Origin of the sequence: Burkholderia sp. MSMB1835 (assembly GCF_001526365.1) — a bacterium.
Taxonomy (GTDB): Bacteria; Pseudomonadota; Gammaproteobacteria; order Burkholderiales; family Burkholderiaceae; genus Burkholderia.
The window spans coordinates 299,155-317,553 of record NZ_LOYP01000059.1 but is presented as its reverse complement, the minus strand read 5'-3'; the positions used below and the strand labels follow the sequence as shown (position 1 = coordinate 317,553).

The 18,399-nt window shown below is 69.4% G+C and carries 16 protein-coding genes; 10 read left to right on the top strand and 6 right to left on the bottom strand.

All coding sequences use genetic code 11. The annotated features are described in order from the left end of the window. Positions 1-10 precede the first annotated feature (10 nt). Genes WS96_RS30785 through WS96_RS30770 form a run of 4 tightly spaced genes read left to right on the top strand, consistent with a single transcriptional unit; the run spans position 11 to position 4,980 of the window. The gene (locus tag WS96_RS30785) at positions 11-1,156 is read left to right on the top strand and encodes a glycosyltransferase family 4 protein (RefSeq protein ID WP_059837614.1); all 1,146 of its coding nucleotides are present in this window, start codon (positions 11-13) and stop codon (positions 1,154-1,156) included. A 10-nt stretch (positions 1,157-1,166) separates the two neighbouring features. After that, a complete protein-coding gene (locus WS96_RS30780; protein ID WP_059837612.1) occupies positions 1,167-2,633 on the top strand; it encodes an O-antigen ligase family protein in 1,467 nt (488 codons plus the stop codon). After that, a complete protein-coding gene (locus WS96_RS30775; RefSeq protein WP_059837610.1) occupies positions 2,630-3,814 on the top strand; it encodes a glycosyltransferase family 4 protein in 1,185 nt (394 codons plus the stop codon). Before WS96_RS30780 ends, WS96_RS30775 begins: the two co-directional genes overlap by 4 nt. Beyond that, positions 3,814-4,980: a glycosyltransferase family 4 protein gene (locus tag WS96_RS30770; RefSeq protein ID WP_059837862.1), complete on the top strand. Its 1,167-nt coding sequence runs from the start codon at positions 3,814-3,816 to the stop codon at positions 4,978-4,980. The genes WS96_RS30775 and WS96_RS30770 overlap by 1 nt, the downstream gene beginning before the upstream one ends. A 129-nt stretch (positions 4,981-5,109) precedes the next feature. Here WS96_RS30770 and WS96_RS30765 read toward each other — a convergent pair whose 3' ends face one another. After that, positions 5,110-6,345, bottom strand: coding sequence for an MFS transporter (locus tag WS96_RS30765; protein ID WP_059837608.1), 1,236 nt, complete (start codon positions 6,343-6,345; stop codon positions 5,110-5,112). A 154-nt stretch (positions 6,346-6,499) separates the two neighbouring features. Here WS96_RS30765 and WS96_RS30760 point away from each other — a divergent pair, with 154 nt between their 5' ends. Together WS96_RS30760 and WS96_RS30755 are read left to right on the top strand one after the other, a co-directional pair. Next, positions 6,500-6,970, top strand: coding sequence for a winged helix-turn-helix transcriptional regulator (locus tag WS96_RS30760; RefSeq protein ID WP_059837606.1), 471 nt, complete (start codon positions 6,500-6,502; stop codon positions 6,968-6,970). A 65-nt stretch (positions 6,971-7,035) separates the two neighbouring features. Next, a complete protein-coding gene (locus tag WS96_RS30755; protein ID WP_059837604.1) occupies positions 7,036-7,971 on the top strand; it encodes a hypothetical protein in 936 nt (311 codons plus the stop codon). On the opposite strand, the gene WS96_RS30750 is transcribed toward WS96_RS30755, so the two are convergent. From WS96_RS30750 to WS96_RS30740, 3 genes are all read right to left on the bottom strand, one after another. After that, positions 7,913-9,409, bottom strand: coding sequence for an MFS transporter (locus tag WS96_RS30750; RefSeq protein ID WP_059837860.1), 1,497 nt, complete (start codon positions 9,407-9,409; stop codon positions 7,913-7,915). The genes WS96_RS30755 and WS96_RS30750 overlap by 59 nt on opposite strands. A gap of 121 nt (positions 9,410-9,530) precedes the next feature. Then, positions 9,531-10,304, bottom strand: a complete 774-nt coding sequence (locus tag WS96_RS30745; protein ID WP_059837602.1) for an AraC family transcriptional regulator — start codon at positions 10,302-10,304, stop codon at positions 9,531-9,533. 26 nt (positions 10,305-10,330) lie between these two features. Then, a complete protein-coding gene (locus tag WS96_RS30740; protein WP_059466723.1) occupies positions 10,331-10,672 on the bottom strand; it encodes an FKBP-type peptidyl-prolyl cis-trans isomerase in 342 nt (113 codons plus the stop codon). Between the two features lie 582 nt (positions 10,673-11,254). Between WS96_RS30740 and WS96_RS30735 the strand changes: the two genes are divergently transcribed. Together WS96_RS30735 and WS96_RS30730 are read left to right on the top strand one after the other, a co-directional pair. After that, a complete protein-coding gene (locus WS96_RS30735; protein WP_034205266.1) occupies positions 11,255-12,172 on the top strand; it encodes a metal-dependent hydrolase in 918 nt (305 codons plus the stop codon). A 464-nt stretch (positions 12,173-12,636) separates the two neighbouring features. Continuing rightward, complete coding sequence (locus tag WS96_RS30730; RefSeq protein ID WP_059837600.1) at positions 12,637-14,145, top strand: sigma-54 dependent transcriptional regulator; 1,509 nt, start codon at positions 12,637-12,639, stop codon at positions 14,143-14,145. Positions 14,146-15,392: 1,247 nt separating this feature from the next. Here WS96_RS30730 and WS96_RS30725 read toward each other — a convergent pair. Further along, positions 15,393-16,175, bottom strand: coding sequence for an ABC transporter substrate-binding protein (locus WS96_RS30725; RefSeq protein WP_034206232.1), 783 nt, complete (start codon positions 16,173-16,175; stop codon positions 15,393-15,395). Positions 16,176-16,410: 235 nt separating this feature from the next. On the opposite strand from WS96_RS30725, the gene WS96_RS30720 reads away from it, so the two are divergent. Next, a complete protein-coding gene (locus tag WS96_RS30720) occupies positions 16,411-16,830 on the top strand; it encodes an MbcA/ParS/Xre antitoxin family protein (RefSeq protein ID WP_027782522.1) in 420 nt (139 codons plus the stop codon). Continuing rightward, positions 16,827-17,528, top strand: coding sequence for an RES family NAD+ phosphorylase (locus WS96_RS30715; RefSeq protein ID WP_059837598.1), 702 nt, complete (start codon positions 16,827-16,829; stop codon positions 17,526-17,528). Before WS96_RS30720 ends, WS96_RS30715 begins: the two co-directional genes overlap by 4 nt. A gap of 60 nt (positions 17,529-17,588) precedes the next feature. Here the strand turns inward: WS96_RS30715 and WS96_RS30710 are convergent, their stop codons facing one another. After that, the gene (locus WS96_RS30710) at positions 17,589-18,320 is read right to left on the bottom strand and encodes a metallophosphoesterase (protein WP_059837596.1); all 732 of its coding nucleotides are present in this window, start codon (positions 18,318-18,320) and stop codon (positions 17,589-17,591) included. Positions 18,321-18,399: the final 79 nt, after the last annotated feature.

Sequence of the window (18,399 nt, the reverse complement as noted above, 5' to 3'; positions counted from 1 at the left end):
GAGGGCTCGCATGACCATGAAGGATGCAACGAAAGTTCACGTCCATTTGTTCTATGGCGCCGATCCGCGTACCTACCGGAAAGGCGACGACATCGGCTGCCTGTACGGCTATCACCACGCCGAATCCGACGAGTTCCGGCTGACCTATTCGCAGGACGGCGGCGAGAACCGCGTCGTGAGCGTCGCGCGCCGTGCGCTGAAGGCGGCGCTCGGCTTCGACGTCGTGCATGCGTGGCGCAACCGCGCGGCGCTGCTCGATACCGACGTGATCTGGACCCACACCGAGCAGGAGCATCTGGCCGCCGCGCTGATCCTGAAGCTCGCCGGCGCGCAGGGCAAGCGCCCGCTGCTGCTCGCGCAGAGCGTGTGGCTGTTCGACAAATGGAACAGCTTCGGCGGCCCGCGCCGCTGGCTGTACCGCAAGCTGCTCGCGCGCGCCGACGCGCTGACCACGCTGGCTCGCGACAACGCCGACCTGTGCCGCCGCTACCTCGGGCGCGAAGCCGAGTTCGTCTATTACGGGCTGAACACGCAGGACTTTCCGCCGGTCGAGCCGCAGCAATGGAAACCGAACCGGCCGCTGCGGATCGCGGCGATCGGCAACGACCGCGACCGCGACTGGCGCACGTTCCTCGCCGCGTTCGGCGGCGACGCGCGCTACGACGTGCGGCTCGCGACGCGCCGCCGCGTGCCGCGCGAGTGGCACGCGCCGAACGTGAAGATCGGCCCGGCGGCGGGGCTCGCGAAGCAGCACGAGCTGTACGCGTGGGCCGACGTGATCGTCGTGCCGCTGCGGCCGAATTTCCACGCGTCGGGCATCACGGTGATGCTCGAGGCGGCGGCCGTCGGCAAGCCGATGATCGTGTCCGACGTGGGCGGCCTGAGCGACTACTTTCCGCACGATACGGCCGCCTATGTGCCGGCGTTCGACGCGCAGGCGATGCGCCAGGCCGCCGATCGCTTCGTCGCCGACCCGGTGGCGGCGCTCGACTGCGCGCGTGCGGCCGCCGCGTGTCTGCGCGAGCGCGACCTGACCACGCAGGCGTTCGCCGAGCAGCACGTGCGGATCACGCGCGACATGCTGCGCCGGCGCCGCACACCCGCGGCGGCCGGCGTGGCGATGCCGCTCGCCGATTCGCGTCCTTCGTCGCAGTGAGCGCGCATCGATGAGTACGATTGCCGCCGAACGCGCGCCGTCGCGCCCCCGCAGCCGGTTCGCCGAGCCGAAGCACTGGGCCGGGCAGGCCGGGCTGTGGACGTTCACCGCCGCGCTGATCGCCGTCCACCAGGGCAAGGTGCTGACGCTCGCGTTCCCGGTGCTGGCCATCGGGGTCGGCATCTGGCTGTATTTCAAGAGCCCGGCGCGCTATGTCGGCTTCATGTGGTGGGTGTGGTTCCTGAGCCCGGAGGTCCGGCGCCTGGCCGACTGGTCGAAGGGCGCGTTCACGCCGACGAGCCTGATCCAGGTCGCGCCGCTCGCGGTGACGATGATCGCCGGCTTCGGGCTGCTCAGGCATTACCGCGTGCTCGCGCAGCGGCGCGGGATTCCGGTGCTGCTGATCCTGTTCGGGCTCGTGTATGCGTATCTCGTCGGGATCGTGTCGAGCGGCGTGATGGCCGCGACCTACGACCTCGCGAACTGGCTGTACCCGATCCTGATCGGCTTTCACATCATGGTGAACGCGCGCAACTATCCGGAGTACCGCGACGTGCTGCTGTCCACCTTCATGTGGGGCATGCTCGTGATGGGCGTGTACGGCGTCGTGCAGTATTTCGTGATGCCGCAGTGGGACGTGCTGTGGATGGTCGGCTCGCAGATGGGTTCGCAGGGCGAGCCGGTGCCGTACGGCGTGCGCGTGTTCAGCACGATGAATTCGTCCGGACCGTTCGCGTTCGCGATGATGGGCGCGCTGGTGTTCGTGCTGGTCGCGCCGCAGAAGATCCGCTGGTTCGCGGGCGCGGCGGGCTTCGTGTCGTTCGCGCTGTGTCTCGTGCGCTCGACCTGGGGCGGCTGGGTGATCGCGCTCGCGATCCAGCTCGTGCAATCGAGCAACCGCGTGCGGATGCGGATCCTGATCAGCGGCGTCGTGCTGGTCGGGCTGTGCGTGCCGCTCCTGACGGTCGGACCGGTGGCCGACCGGCTCGGCCAGCGCCTGCAGTCGATCGCGAACCTGAAGGACGACCGCAGCTACGACGATCGCAACAAGTTCTACGCGACCTTCGCGCAGACGGCGTTCACCGACGTCGCCGGCGAAGGGATGGGCGCGACCGGCGCGTCCACGAAGCTGTCGAGCGACAGCGGCGAGCTCGGCAAGTACGGCAGCTTCGACAGCGGCGTGATGAACGTGCCGTTCGTGCTCGGCTGGCCCGGCACGCTGCTGTATCTCGCCGGCGTCGTGATGCTGTTCGGCCGCACATTGCGCGCGGCGTTCAAGCTGCGCAAGGACAAGTTCGTCGGCGCGTGCCTGAGCCTGTGCCTGTCGACTTTCGCGATGCTCGTGTTCACGAACTCGCTGATCGGCACCGGCGGCCTGCTGATGTTCACGGCCATTTTTTCGATACTTGCCGCGGCGCACTGGCAGAAGGCGCAACGCCTGCTGGTCGCCGCGCGTTCACGGGGAGGCGACCATTGAGAATCGCGATCGTCACGCACGTCGTGCGACATAACGACGGGCAGGGCCGCGTCAATTACGAAATCGCGCGCGCGGCGCTGGCCGAGAACTACGAGGTCACGCTGGTCGCGTCGCACGTCGCGCCCGAGCTGCTGGCCGACCCGCGCGTGCGCTGGGTGCCGGTGAAGGTCGGCAGCTTCTGGCCGTCGAATCTCGTCAAGCAGCAGGTGTTCGCGCTGAAAAGCGCGGCGTGGCTGCGCGCGCACCGCGGCGAATACGACGTGCTGCACGTGAACGGCTTCATCTCGTGGATCAAGGCCGACGTGAATACCGCGCACTTCGTGCACGGCGGCTGGTTCAAGAGTCCGTACTATCCGTTCGGATTGACGAAGGGGCTGTGGTCGGCCTACCAGTACGTCTATACGCGCGTGAACACCGCGCTCGAGCGCTGGGCCTACCGGCGCTCGCGCGCGATCACGGCCGTGTCGCAGAAGGTGGCCGACGAAATCGCCGGGCTCGGCATCGATAGCCGCAAGATCAGCGTGATCTACAACGGCGTCGACGGCAGCGCGTTCGCCGGCGCCCAGGCCGACCGTGCGGCGTTCAAGCTGCCGGACGACGCGTTCCTGCTGCTGTTCGTCGGCGACCTGCGCACGCCGCGCAAGAACCTCGGCACGGTGCTGAAGGCGCTGACGAAGCTGCCGCCCAACGTTCATCTCGCGGTGGCCGGCTACTTGCCCGGCAGCCCGTATCCCGACGAAGCGCGCGCGCTCGGCATCGATTCGCGCGTGCATTTCCTCGGGCTCGTGAAGAACATGCCGACGCTGATGCGCTCGGTCGACGCGTATGTCTTTCCGTCGCGCTACGAAGCGATGAGCCTGTCGCTGCTGGAGGCGATGGCGGCCGGGCTGCCGGTCGTCACCGCGCGCACGGCGGGCGGCGCGGAAATCATCACGCGCGAATGCGGGATCGTGCTGGAGGATCCGGACGATCCGGCCGCGCTCGCGCAGGCGATCGGCTCGCTCGCGGCGTCGCGCGACACCTGTCGCGCGATGGGCGACGCGGCCCGCGAACTGATGACCCGTTTCGGCTGGGCGCACATGGGCGCCCAGTACGTCGCGCTTTACCGGCGCATCGGCCAACCCACGCAGCCGTCCGCCTTCGAGCGGGTCGAGCATGCGGTCACGCAGGAGCAACCGTGATGTCCCAATCTTCCCGGCCGATCAAATCGTTGCAGATCGGCATGCACTGGTTTCCCGAACGCGCGGGCGGCCTCGACCGGATGTACTACTCGCTCGTCGGCGCGCTGCCCGGGGCGGGCGTCGAGGTGCGCGGGCTCGTCGCCGGCTCGCCGAAGGTCGCCGACGACACGGGCGGGGCGATCCAGGGCTTCGGGCCTGCGTCGCAGCCGCTCGCGCGGCGGATGCTCGCCGCGCGGCGCGCGCTGCGCGACGAGATCCGCAGCGCGCGTCCGGACGTGATTTCGTCGCACTTCGCGCTGTACACGTTTCCGGGCCTCGACGTGACGCGCGGGATTCCGCAGGTCTCGCACTTCCAGGGGCCGTGGGCCGACGAAAGCCAGGTCGAGGGCGCCGCGTCGCTCGGGCAGCGCGCGAAGCGCTATCTCGAACAGGCCGTCTACACGCGCTCGTCGCGGCTGATCGTGCTGTCGCAGGCGTTCGGCCAGATCCTGACGAACCGCTACGGGATCGATCCGTCGCGCGTGCGCGTGATTCCCGGCTGCGTCGATACCGCGCAGTTCGACACGCCGCTTACGCCGGCCGAGGCGCGGCACAAGCTGCAACTGCCGCAGGACCGGCCGATCGTGCTGGCCGTGCGCCGGCTCGTGCGGCGCATGGGGCTGGAGGACCTGATCGACGCGATCGGCCTCGTCAAGCGCCGCCACCCGGACGTCCTGCTGCTGATCGCCGGCAAGGGCAAGATCGGCGAGGAACTGCAGCAGCGCATCGACGCAGCCGGGCTGCAGGACAACGTGAAGCTGCTCGGCTTCGTGCCCGACCACCATCTCGCGGCGCTGTACCGCGCGGCGACGGTCAGCGTCGTGCCGACGGTCGCGCTCGAGGGCTTCGGCTTGATCACCGTCGAATCGCTGGCATCCGGCACGCCGGTGCTGGTCACGCCGGTCGGCGGATTGCCGGAGGCGGTCGCCGGGCTGTCGAACGATCTCGTGCTGCCGTCGACGGGCGCGGATGCGATCGCCGAAGGGCTCGGCGGTGCGCTGTCGGGCGCGATCGCGCTGCCCGACGAGGCCGCGTGCAAGCGCTATGCGCGCGATCATTTCGACAATGCGGTGATCGCGCGGCGCGTGGCCGGCGTCTACGAAGAGGCGATCCGGGCGGCGGGCTGAACGCCTGCGGCGCGCAGCGCGCGCGCCGAACCGAACGCCCGACCGGCGCGCGTGCGCGGCCAGTTCGCGTGCCGGCCGCCCGCCGAGGGCGCGCCGGCTTTCCCATTCGATCCGCATGACCCGCGCGCATCACGCGCGCCGCAGCGTCGCGGCCCATACGCCGAGCGCGGCCATGCTCACCGCCGCGCCGAGCGCGCAGACGCCGGTCCATCCGGCGCGTGCATACGTCATCGTCGCCGCAATCGCACCGAGCCCGCTGCCGGCCGAATAGAACAGCATGTAGCAGCCGACGAGCCGCGCATGCGCGTCGGGCCGCGCGCCGAGAATCATGCTCTGATTGACGACGTGCACGGCCTGTCCGCCGACGTCGAGCAGCACGATGCCGACGATCAGCAGCGCAATCGACGTATTGCCGAACGCGAGCGGCAGCCACGAGCAGGCGAGCAGCGCAAGGGCGGCGCCGGTCGTCGCTTCGCCGCGCCCGCGATCCGCGAGCCGGCCCGCGCGGGCGGCGGCCGCCGCACCCAGTGCGCCGACGAGGCCGAATGCGCCGATCTGCGTGTGCGACATCGCGTGCGGCGGCGCGCTCAGCGGCAGCACGAGCGCGCTCCAGAAGATGCTGAACGCGGCGAACATCAGCAGCGCGATCGCGCCGCGCACGCGCAGCACGCGTTCGTCGCGCAGCAGCGACACCATCGAGCGCAGCAGCGCCGCATAACCGATGCGTTCGCGCGGTTCGTGCCGATCCGGCAGCAGCCGCGACAGCACGACCAGCATCGCGATCGCGAGCCCGCCCGACACGAGATAGACCGCCCGCCACCCCGCGATGTCGGTGACGACGCCCGCCAGCGAGCGCGCGGCCAGCAGCCCGACCACGACGCCGCCCTGCGCGGCGCCCACCACGCGCCCGCGTTCGCCGGCGCCGGCGAGGGTGGCCGAGCATGCGATCAGCCCTTGCGTCATCGCGGTGCCGAGCAGCCCGACCGCGACCATTCCGGCCAGCAGCGCGACGCGTGTCGACGCCACGGCCACGCCGATGCAGGCGGCGCTCAGCAGCACAAGCTGCACGGCGATCAGGCGCTTGCGGTTCAGCAGGTCGCCGAGCGGCACGACGAACAGCAGCGCGAGCGCGCAGCCGAGCTGCGTCGCGGTGATGACGCCGCCGACCGCGGCTTGCGACACGCCGAAATCCCGCGCGATCGAATCGAGCAGCGGCTGCGCGTAGTAGACGTTCGCGACGCTCGCCGCGCAGCAGACGGCCAGGAGCGCGACGCGCGCCGACGACAGGCGGCCGCCCTCGGCCGGATGGACCGCGCCGGTTGGCGCGTTCGATGCAACGGTGCCGGAATGGCAGGACGATTCCATGGGTTTCCTCATGCAATGTAGTTGCAATTTGAAACTGGTTTGGAGTGTAGGGAAAGTAGTTTTAAAATGCAACCTGTTTGACGGCGGGCGTGGGGCCCGTGCACGGACGGTCGGCCTGCCCGCGAAGGCGGCCGGCGCGATTGCGGAGAGGAACATGGCCAGGCAGAAAAGTCTTGCGGATTCGCCGTGCCCGGTGGCGCGCGCGACCGATATCGTCGGCGATCGCTGGGCATTGCTGATCGTGCGCGACGCGTTCGACGGCGTGCGCCGCTTCGGCGATTTTCGTGCGAGCCTCGGCGTCGCGAGCAACATCCTGTCCGACCGGCTGAAGATGCTGGTGGACGCGGGCGTGTTCGACGTCGTGCCGGCCTCCGACGGCACCGCGTATCAGGAGTACGTACTGACCAGGAAAGGCGAGGGGCTGTTTCCGGTCATCGTGATGCTGCGGCAGTGGGGCGAGGCCAACCTGTTCGCGCGCGGCGAGCCGCATTCGGTGCTGGTCGACCGCGGCACCGGGCGCGCGATTCGCAAGCTCGCGCTGCGGCATGGCGACGGCCGGCCCTTGAAGGCGGCCGACACGGTCGTCAGGAAGATCGACGATGAAGCGGGTGCGGCACGGCGATGAGCGCGAGGCGCGATGGCTGCACCGTCGGCTAGACTGTCGCGATCGTCGTCCGGAGCCGCATCGCCATGACTCATCCACTGGATTCCGCCGGTTATCGGCGCTTGCTCGAGTTGCAGCGCCGTATCCACGATCATTGCGCAAGCGAAGGTGCCGAGGAAGGCCACGACCATGCGGATCCGGCGGAGCCGCTGTGGCTGTCCGATTTCAATCATCTCGACGTCGCGCCGCTGCGGGCCGGGCTGCATGTCCGATACTTCGGCGAGGCATGGGGCGAGCCGCTCGACTGGACGCTGGCATGTCTGGCGGAGCCGGAGGTGGCGAGCCTCGTGACCGATCTGGTGTTCAGCGGGCCGGACGAAGGCGCGAACGGCACGCGCGAATGGGATTTCGGTCCGCTGCTCGATTCGGATGCGCACTTTCCGATACTGCGGTCGCTGTATGTGCGGCCGACCGAGCCGGCCGATCACAACATGTCGATGATCGTGCGCCGGGATCGGATCATGCAGGAGGGCGGCGAGATTGTCCGCTTCGTCGCGAAGGCGCCGTTTCTCGCCGAGCTGACGGTGCCGAACGCACCCGATGCACGCTTCTTCGACGTGCCGTTGCCGTATCTGAGCCGGCTGCGCATCGGCGGCTGTTACGACACGCAGCAGTTCATCGACCGTCTTGCCGGCAGCGACAACCTGCCGTCGCTCGGCCGGCTCGATTTCTCCGAGTCGACGGAATTGCATTCGGCGTGGAAGCACGAGCGTGGCGCGGGCTGCATCACGCCGTTCGACGCCTACGAGCGCTTGCTGAAGAGCCGGACCGGCCAGCGGCTCCACGCGCTGTATCTGAGAAATACCTGTCTCGACCTCGACGCGCTTGAAGCGCTGCAGGCGCTGCATCCGGCGTTGCAACTGATGGTGATCCAGGCCGGCAGAGGCGGCTATGTGAGCCACTTCAGGAAGAACTTCTTTCCGTGGCGTCACCTGATCCAGCCCGACCCCGGCGACGCGTGACCGCCAGCGCTCGATCGTGCGCCGGCACCGCCCGACGCGAACGCGGTGCATCGCGACGCGCATCGGCCCGCACGCGGGTCGCGAGCAGCGCGGCCGCGAGCAGCAGCATGACCGACACGGCGGTTTCGATCCGCAATCCGCCGACGACCTGCGATGCACCGCCGCCGGCGAGCGCGCCGAACGCCGCGACGCCGATCGCGCCGCCGGCCTGCCGCGCGGTATTCAGCACGGCCGACGCGATGCCGGCGCGGTCGGGGGCGACCGATGCGAGCACGGCCGTCGTCATCGCGGGCACCGCGAAGCCCATGCCCGACGGTATCAGCAGAAACGGCGCCAGCAGCACGCCGAGCGGCGTCGACGCGTCGACGAAATGCAGCGACCCGTAGCCGAGCGCGGCGACGAGCGCGCCGGCCAGCATCGGCACACGCGGGCCGTGGCGCGCGACGACGCGGCCGCTCGCGAGATTCGACAGCAGGAACCCGCCCGTGAGCGGCAGGAACGCGAGTCCCGCCTGCAGCGCCGATTCGCCGCGTGCGCGTTGCAGGTACAGCGCGAGCACGAATAGGGTGCCGTAGTACGTGAGGTTCACGCAGATGCCGAACAGCACGGCCGCGCTGAACGTGCGGTGGCGCAACAGCGACAGCGGCAGCATCGGCGTGGCCGTGCGCGACTCGATCGCGACGAACGCGAGCGCGGCCAGCGCCGCCAGCACGCAGCCGCCGGCCACGACCGGATGCGTGAAGCCGAGCGGCCGCCATTCGATCACGGCGCCGGTCAGCGCGGTCAGCATCGCGATCGCGACGAACTGGCCGGGCAGGTCGAGCGAGCGGGGCGGCGCCGCGCGTTCGCGGCGCGCGGGCACCCACGCGAACGTGGCCGCGAGTCCCGCCGCACACAGCGGCAGGTTCACGAGGAAGATGCCGCGCCAGCCCCATGCGGCGATCAGCAGGCCGCCGACGACCGGGCCGGCCGCGATCGCGATCGACCCGGCCGCCGTCCACGCGCCGACCGCGCGGGCGCGCAGGCGCGGGTCGTGCCGGCACGCGTCGTTCAGCAGCGCGAGCGAATTGGGCAGCATGGCCGCGGCGCCGACGCCTTGCAGCGCGCGGGCCGCGACCAGCATCGCGGGCGCGACGGCGGCGCCGCATGCGAGCGACGCGAGCGCGAACAGCAGGAGGCCCATGACGTACAGGCGCCGTGCGCCGAAGCGGTCGCCGAGCGCGCCGGCCGACAGCATCAGCACGGCGAACGCGAGCGTGTACGCATCGACGACCCACTGCAGGCCGGCGACCGGCAGGTGCAGGTCGGCGGCGAGATGCGCGAGCGCGATGTTGACGATCGTCACGTCGAGCTGCGTGACGACGAAGCCGATGCTGACGGTGGCGACGACGCGCGCCAGCGCGGGCGGGAAAGCGGGGGAGGGTGTGGTCGTATCCATGCGCCCATCGTAGGCGGCGACGGACACGCGACGTTTCAGCGAGACGCGAAGCGTCGATACGGATGCCGATCCGCGTGCTGCCGGCTACGTGCGTCGATGCGTATTCAGCGCGCTACCGCGCTCAATGCCGTTCGCCGCGCCAGCGTCCAGGCGCCACGCCGAAGCGCTTCGTGAACGCATGCGTGAACGTGCTTTGATCCGCGAAGCCGACGCTGCCCGCGATGTCGACGAGCGAATGCCGGCCGTCGGCGAGCAGCACGACCGCGGCGTCGAGCCGCAGCCGCTGCAGGTAGCGATGCGGCGTTTCGCCGAATGCCTCGACGAACAGTTGATGAAACCGGCGCATGCCGTAGCCGCAGTGCGCGGCGAGATCGGCGATGCGCAGCGGTTCGGCGAGCCGCGCGCGCAGCCAGCGGTCGATGCGCGCGAAATCGAGGCCCGACGCCGGCGCGGCGATGCCCGCATCGTCGAGCAGCGCGTCGCACAGGCGCGCGGCGGCCTGCCACTGAAAGCGGTGCGCGGCGGCCTGTCGAGCGTCGCCGGCCGGCGCATCGTGCTGTGCGGCGGCCGCCGCGACCTGCGCGACGAGCGACGTGAGCGCCGGGTCGATCGCCACGGCGCGCGCATGGTCGAACAGCCGCTGCGGTACCGCGAGCGACGCGGCGGGCAGGTCGATCACGAGCTGGCGATTCTCGCCGAGGCCCGCGTAGTCGTGGCGCGCACCGGCCGGAATCAGCCAGGCCGCGTGCCGGTCGATGCGCCGGCCGATTCCGTCCACCGCCATCACCATCGCGCCATCGACGCCGAGCACGACCTGGTGGAAGTCGTGCACGTCCGACGCTTCGCACGTGGCGTAGCGGCGCAGCGCGATGGCGGGCGAGGCGATGCGTTCCATTGGAAGGGAAACGGCCGGAGGCGGGGTCAGACGTCGAGCAGTTCGACTTCGAACACGAGCGTCGCATTCGGCGGAATCACGCCGCCTGCGCCGCGCGGGCCGTAGCCGAGTTGCGGCGGGATCGTCAGGCGACGCACGCCGCCGACCTTCATGCCCTGCACGCCTTCGTCCCAGCCCTTGATGACCATGCCGCCGCCGAGCACGAACGCGAACGGGTCGTTGCGATCCTTGCTCGAATCGAATTTCTGACCGTCGGTCAGCCAGCCGGTGTAATGGACGCTGACGGTCTTGCCGGCTTGCGCTTCCGCGCCGGTGCCTTCGGTCAGGTCCTCGATCTTGAGGCCCGATGCGGTCGTGGTGACAGACATGACTTCTCCTGAAAGAACGTTGCGTGAAACCGCTATTGTAGGCGAGCGCGCAGCGGCCCGGCGCGCGTGGATTTCGTGCCGTCGTACGCGTGTCGGCGAAGGTGGCGGGGCGCCGCGCGCGGGATCGGCCGATCCGCTATTGGAACGCGCGTTTGAATTTTCGGCGAGCCCGCGGGCCCGAGGTTGCACCACGGCAGTGCGCCATGTGTATGAATCGGCGCCCCGGCACGTGTTGCCGCATGCCGGGCGACCGTTGCGGGACGCGGCGAGATGCCCGGCGCACGGGGCTGCCGGGCCGATGGCGAGGCGCTGCGCCACACCCGCCACCTCGCTCGTTCGCGCGCCGGCGCGTTCGAATCGCCACCCGGCCGAGCGTCGTTCGAACGCCGTTTTTTCCGCCTGTCCGACCGTGCCCTGTTTGGAAGCGCGCATCTACCGCACGGCTTGCGTGCGCCGGCGCGCGCGGCCTATCGTTACATCTGTCGATGTCAGGATTTTGGCGGCGCGCGACGCGTCGCCCGGGCTTGCACCGGCCGCGTCCGACGATGCGCCGGGCCGCTCGGCAACAGGAGAACGATGCACATGAAGTCAGCCGCTTCCGTCACCGCAGCCGGGATCATGCCGGTGCGCCGCGACCTGCGCTTCGACCTGCCGGTCGAACGCGCGAAGGACTGGCATGGCCTGGGGTCGCACGTGACCCATTTCTTCAACGCGCTGTCGCTGCTGTTTCCGGCCGGCGAGCGCTTCTTCATGGATTCGGTGCGCAATTACCGCGACCGGATCGACGATCCCGTGCTGAAGCAGCAGGTGCTGGGCTTCATCGGCCAGGAGGCGATGCACACGCGCGAGCACGTCGAATACAACGAGCTGATGCAGGCGAACCGGCTGCCCGCGCGCAAGCTCGACCGGCGCGTGTGGGCGGTGCTCGGCTACATGAAGCGCACGCTGCCGCATTCGGTGCAGCTCGCGCACACGGTGGCGGCCGAGCACTACACGGCGATGCTCGCTGACTGGCTGCTGCGCGACCCGACGCGGCTCGACGGCTCGGTCGAAGGCTACCGGCAGATGTGGATCTGGCACGCGCTGGAGGAAACCGAGCACAAGGCCGTGTCGTTCGACGTGTGGAACGCCGCGATGAAGCCGGGGCTGCGCCGCTACCTGATCCGCATCGGCGTGTATCTGCTGACGACGCTGACGTTCTGGCCGACCGTGTTCCTGATGCATGCGACGTTGCTGTGGCGCGATCGCGGCGCCGGCCATCACGTGCGCGGCCTGCTGCGGACGATCGCGTTCCTGTACGGGCCGCGCCGCGGGCTGTTCCCGCGCATCGCCGGCGAATGGCTGAGCTTTTTCCGGCCGGGCTTCCACCCGTGGGATCACGACAATCGTCACCATCTCGCGCGGGTCGACGCACTGGCCGCCACCTACGGCGAACACGGCGGCACGCCGGCCGGCCGCGGTCGCGCGAACGCGCCGGCGCCGCTCGCGTCGGGCCGCTGATCCGGGCCGCAGGCCGCCCGTCGCCCGTCGCCCGTCGCGCGGCGGGGCATCGTGTCTGTTGCGTTCGCGCATCGGCCGGCTCGTTCCGACGATTGACGACAATCAACCGGAACCGGTTGCGCCGCGTTCGCATGCCCGCCACACCGGTTGCACACGCATGCGCCGGTGCGCCGATCGGGCGTGCGCCCGTCCCATACCCATGCCTCGCGCCAGCACCGGCGCGGCTTTGCGCGTGCGGTACCGGTTCTTTCCGGCCGTGTGCGGCGCCCGCCACAGGGATAACACCCATGTAGCCGGCGGCCGGCCGCATCGATATACCGTTCATGGCGACGTCGACTCCCGCGCGATTCATGCGCAGGGGGATTTTATTCGGACGGAAATACGCCCAATATGTCGGTTCGATCGTGTCCGTCGTACGCGGCGGTGAGCCGGCGCGCGATACCAAAGCCAAGCGGGGAACAACGATGGTTGCAAGGTCACCCGACGCAAACGGGCACGCGGCGCCCGAGATGACGGACGTGTCCGTCACCGCTCCCGAGGCCGGCCGCAAGCTGTTCGTGATCATGCGCACGCCCGACGAGCCGTTGCTGGCGCAACTGCGCGGGCTCGGCTGGGAGATCGCGGTCGCGAAGACGGCCGGCGCCGCGCAGAACATGACCTCCGGCGTGAGCGTGGCCGCCGGGCTGGTCGATTTCACCGGGTTCACGTCGCGCGACTATCCCGCGCTGAAGATGTGTCTGAGCCAGCCGGCGATCGGCTGGATTTCCATCGCGCAGGCCGGCATCACGATCGGCCCCGCCGTGCGCGAACTGATCCGCAGCTATTGTTTCGATTACGTGACGCTGCCGCTGCCGTCCGAATGGATTTCGCACGTGCTGGGCCATGCGCGCGGGATGGCCGCGCTCGATCGCGTCGACGGCGCCGCCTACGCGGCGTCGATCGGCGAACACGGGATGATCGGCAACTGCGAGGCGATGCAGCAACTGTTCAGCACGATCCGCAAGGTCGCGAAGACCGACGCGAGCGTGTTCATCTCGGGCGAGTCGGGCACCGGCAAGGAACTGACGGCGCTCGCGATTCACGAGCGCTCCGGCCGCGGCAAGGGGCCGTTCGTCGCGATCAATTGCGGAGCGATTCCGCATCATCTGCTGCAGTCCGAGCTGTTCGGCTACGAACGCGGCGCGTTCACCGGCGCGAACCAGCGGCGCGCGGGCCGGATCGAATCGGCGAACGGCGGCACGCTGTTTCTCGACGAGATCGGCGACATGCCGGTCGAAAGCCAGGCAAGCCTGCTGCGCTTTCTGCAGGAAGGCAGGATCGAGCGGCTCGGCGGGCACGAGTCGATCGCGGTCGACGTGCGGATCATCTCGGCCACGCACGTCGATCTCGACGGCGCGGTCGAGGCCGGGCGCTTCCGCGCGGATCTCTATCACCGGCTGTGCGTGCTGCGCATCCACGAGCCGCCGCTGCGCGCACGCGGCAAGGACATCGACATCCTCGCGCACTACGTGCTGCAGAAATTCAAGGCCGACAGCGGCCGCAAGATCAGCGGCTTCACGTCGGCCGCGCTCGACGCGATGCGGCGCTACGAGTGGCCCGGCAACGTGCGCGAGCTGATCAACCGCGTGCGGCGCGCGATCGTGATGGCCGAGAGCCGGTTGCTGACGCCGCACGATCTCGGGCTCGACACGCCCGGCGAAACCGAACCGGTGACGCTCGAACAGGCGCGGGCGCTGGCCGAGCGCACCGCAATCGAGAATGCGCTGCTGCGCAACGACCACCGGATCAACAAGGCCGCCGCCGAACTCGGCATTTCACGCGTGACGCTCTATCGGATGATGATCGAGCACGGGCTGAACGATCGCGACCACAACGGCGACAACGGCGGCAACGACGGCGGCAACGACGGCGGCCACGACGGCGGCCACGACGGCGCGCCGTCGGACGACGCCGGGCATCAGCGGGTCGGCTGAGCGGCGCGCGAACCGGCTCGGCGAGCGGTCCGCAGCCGGTGCGGCACGAACGTGACGGGCGGCACGCACGGCACGACCGCGACGACGCGCCACGCGCGGGCGAGCCTTGGCCCGACACGCCGAAGCGGGTCAGCGTGGCGAGCTCGGCGGATCGTCGTGGGCGGTCGCCCGGGCGGCGCGAGGTCGCGTGCGGCGCCGCCGCAGGAAAGCCATGCGATCGGCCGCGTTCGGCGTCCGGCCGCGGCGTGCGGCGCACCTCGCCGCCGGCGGCATGTAAAGCGCATGAAACATTTCGCGTCGGCCGCCGGGCGAATTCCCGCGTCGAATCGGGCCGATCGGCCGGTCCGTCGCCGGTAAAAATTCCGTGCTCCATTGTTCAGCCTTATTCCGCAAGGCCCCGCCGTGTCGCCGCCGGCGCGTGCCGCGGCACCGATGTTTCAATTGCGTAACTTCCGGCATCCCACGCCGGTTCCGGCCGCGAGCCGGCCTGGTCGCCTCCTTGTCGGGCCGGGCTCGCGCCGCGCTGGCCCGGTCCTTGCGAAGAAGGGCGTGCGAGAGTCGACGACGCGAGGTCCGTCCGGTCAGGCAGCCGAAGCCTTCAGTACCGGCCAGGACGCAGTCCGCGGGGATGCGGCGGCCGCGCGCGGTGCAGCGGCCGCGTCGCGGCGAGCACGGAGCGTCGTCGCCTGATCGCCGGGGCATCGGCATCGTCCGGTTGCCGGAACAAACATCAGACAGCAAACGGGGTAGAAAAATGATCGATCGTCACACGCCGCGGCCCGCAGGCCGCGATCGCCGTGATTCGGGACATCGCCGCTCGAACGTCGCGCTTGCGGCCGACCGGCATGCCTCGACAGGCCATCTCTCCGCGCCCGGCGCGAGGCGGATCCGGCTGGTTGCCGGTCATCCGCGCCGGGTCGGTACTTTCCTGCACGCGAACCCGATCCGCATGGGCATGTGCACACGGGCGCCGGTACCGCGACGCCCGGTTTTCGCCTATTGATTCGAACCGCACGACGTTCGCTCGCGTGGCCCGCCGTTGCCGCACGCGATTGATTGGTGATCCGAACGATAGACGAAACGTCGTGCCGCAGGCCGCGTACGACGCAACACGACAAACGACGCAACACGACGCGCATTCGATGCAACGGCGAGCCGCTCGATGTCGTTGCCATCCGGTTGAAGGGGAGGGGCGGTCGGACGCGCGCGACGGAAGCGGTCATCCGTACGCGCGCGACGCCGTTTTTTCAGCCGCCGTAGATGTCGAAGTCGAAGTACTTCGATGCGAGCCGCTTGTAGGTGCCGTCCTTGACCATGTCGACGATCGCGCGGTCGATCTTCGCCTTCAGGTCGGTGTCCTCCTGTCGCAAGCCGATGCCGGCGCCGATGCCGAGCACCTTTTCGTCGACGAGTTCGGGCCCGACGAACGTATAGTTCGCGCCGCGCGGCGATTTCAGGAATCCGATCGCGGCCTGCACTTCATCCTGGAGCGCTGCGTCGAGGCGACCGGCGATCAGGTCGGCATACACGCCGTCCTGGTTCTGGTACGACACGACGTTCGCGCCTTGCTTGCCCCAGTACGCCTTCGCATACGTCTCCTGCGTCGTGCCCTGCTCGACGCCGATCGATTTGCCCTTCAGCGATTCGGCGGTCGGCAGCAGCGGCGAGCCTTTCTTCACGACGAGCCGCGTCGGCTGGTTGTAGATCTTCGTCGTGAAGCCGATCTGCTGCGCGCGCTGCGGCGTGATCGACATCGACGACAGCACCGCATCGAACTTCTTCGCCTTCAGCGCCGGAATCATCCCGTCGAAGTCGTTCTCGAGCCACACGCATTTCGCCTTCAGGCGCGCGCAGATCTCGTTGCCGAGGTCGATGTCGAAGCCGACGAGCTTGCCGTCGGGCGTCTTCGACTCGAACGGCGCATAGCTGGCGTCGGTGCCGAAGCGGATCGTGGTCCAGTCCTTCGCGACGGCGGGGCCTGCGGATACCGCGAGCAGGGCGATCGAAACGGCGGCAATCAGTCTCTTCATCGTGCATTCCTTGGCGTGGTGCATCCGGTTTCTGGGCGACACGGTCTCCACGGACACGACCCGCGCCGTGACGCGGTGTCCGCACGGCCATTAACGCAGAAAATAAAATCGGAGTCCAGAATGGACAAAAAATATCGTTTCGCTGGATGCCTGCACGCGATCGATGGGTGCGACCCTTGCAAAAATACGAGAATGGACTAATCTTGTTAGTGAATTCGTTTCGAGACTAACGATCATGTCACAGCCCGCGTACGATTCGCATTCCGCCGTGCCGCACGCTTCGGTCGCGCAGATGTCGGCGGCCGGCCTGCGTGCGTTTTTCAACATCGCGCGCGATTGGGAGCTGACGATCGACGAGCAGATCGTGCTGCTCGGATCGCCGGGCCGCTCGACGTTCTTCAAGTGGAAGGCCGCGCCCGAATCGGCGCGCCTGCCGCGCGATACGCTCGAGCGGCTATCGCTGCTACTCGGCATCTACAAGGGGTTGCAGATCCTGCTGCCCCAACCCGCCGCGGCCGATGCGTGGGTCAAGCGGCCGAACGATGCGGCGCCGTTCGGCGGCAAGCGCGCACTCGACCGGATGCTGGCCGGCAACGTCGGCGATCTGGTGGCGGTCCGGCAATATCTCGACGCGATGCGGGGTGGCTGGGCGTGACGACACCGATCGAAGTCAGCCGGTGGCCCACGACCACCGTCGATTGGGCGCCCGCCTATCGCGTGATTCCCACCCGTTTTCCGGCCATCAACCTGTTCGACCGCGTCGCGTCGGCGGACGACTTCGACGCGCTCTACGCGCTCGAATCGCTGACCAACGACCGCATCCGCAACGAAGTCGGCACGCTCGATCTCGTGCCGCCCGCCGAGCGCCGCTACGGGCAGGGCTGGGGGCCGATCATGGCCGCGTTCACGCACCTGAATCCGCTGGGCAGCCGCTTTTCGGACGGCAGTTACGGCGTGTTCTACTGCACGCGCACGCGCGACACGGCGATCGCCGAAACGCGCTATCACAGCGGGCTGTTCCTCGCCGCGACGAAGGAGCCGCCGATGCGTCAGCAGATGCGGCTCTACACCGTGTTCGCGCACGGCGACGTCGCCGACGTACGCGCGTGGCCGCAGCGCGATCCCGCATTACTGGACCCGGTCGACTACAGCGCGGGACAGGCATTCGGCCGTGCGGTGCGCGGTGCAGGCGGCGCGGGGATCGTCTATCCGTCGGTGCGCGACCCGCGCGGCGAGTGTCTCGCCGCGTTCCGCACGACGCTGCTGCGCGACTGCCAGCATGCGGCCTATCTCGAATACAACTGGAACGGTTCGGCCGTCGATGCGGTGTTCGAACTGAATCAGGTCGGCTAGCGTTCGCCTGGCCGGCGCGGCGGGCCGTTGCGTTGCGTGGCGCGGTCGCCGGCCGGCGCGTCAGGGCAGCGGCCAGTCGCCCGCGTGGCGTTCGCGCGCTTCGGCCTGCGTCATCGACCAGGTGCGGCCGGTGCGCGGCTCGGCGAGCGTAAGCCGGCCGGCGGGCGCGAACGCACCCGTATCGATGAACCATTGCGCGCCGATCCGTAGCGGCGCACGCACCGGCGTGTGACCGGTGCAGGTCAGCGACAGCCCGGCCTGCCGCGCCGGATCCGCGAGCCCCTGGACGAGGTCGCGGCCCCACATCAGCCGCTCGCGTACGTCGTGCGAATAACAGCCCGTATCGAGATCCGCGTCCGAGCCGAAGAATTCCGCATGCAACACGTTGAAGCGCGTCGGGCCGTCGCCGATCACGCGCACGAGCGGCAATGCGTCGACGCGCGCCGCATGCGCGCGCAGCCGCTCCGGCGGCAGGTCGGCGCCCCAGTCGCCGCCGATGCCGCGCCACGCGTCGGGCGGCAGCTTGCCGCGCGCGACGAGGCTCAGCACTTCCTCGTGATTGCCGCGCACGACGTGGCACCACGGCCGCTCGAGCAGGTCGAGCGCGGTGTCGGAGGCCGGGCCGCGATCGACGAGATCGCCGACCGAGAACAGCCGGTCGCGGGCCGGGTCGAAGCGGACGTCGTGCAGCAGCGCGCGCAGTACGTCGACGCAGCCGTGCAGGTCGCCGACGACGAAGTCGCGGCCGGTCGTATTCTCGGGATGGCGGCAGAGCAGGGCGGTGGCGGTCATCCCCTTATCTTAGGCGCTCGCGCCCATCGCCACGCCGCGATGGAATGGCGATAATCGGGGCGCGTTGGCCGCCGATGCG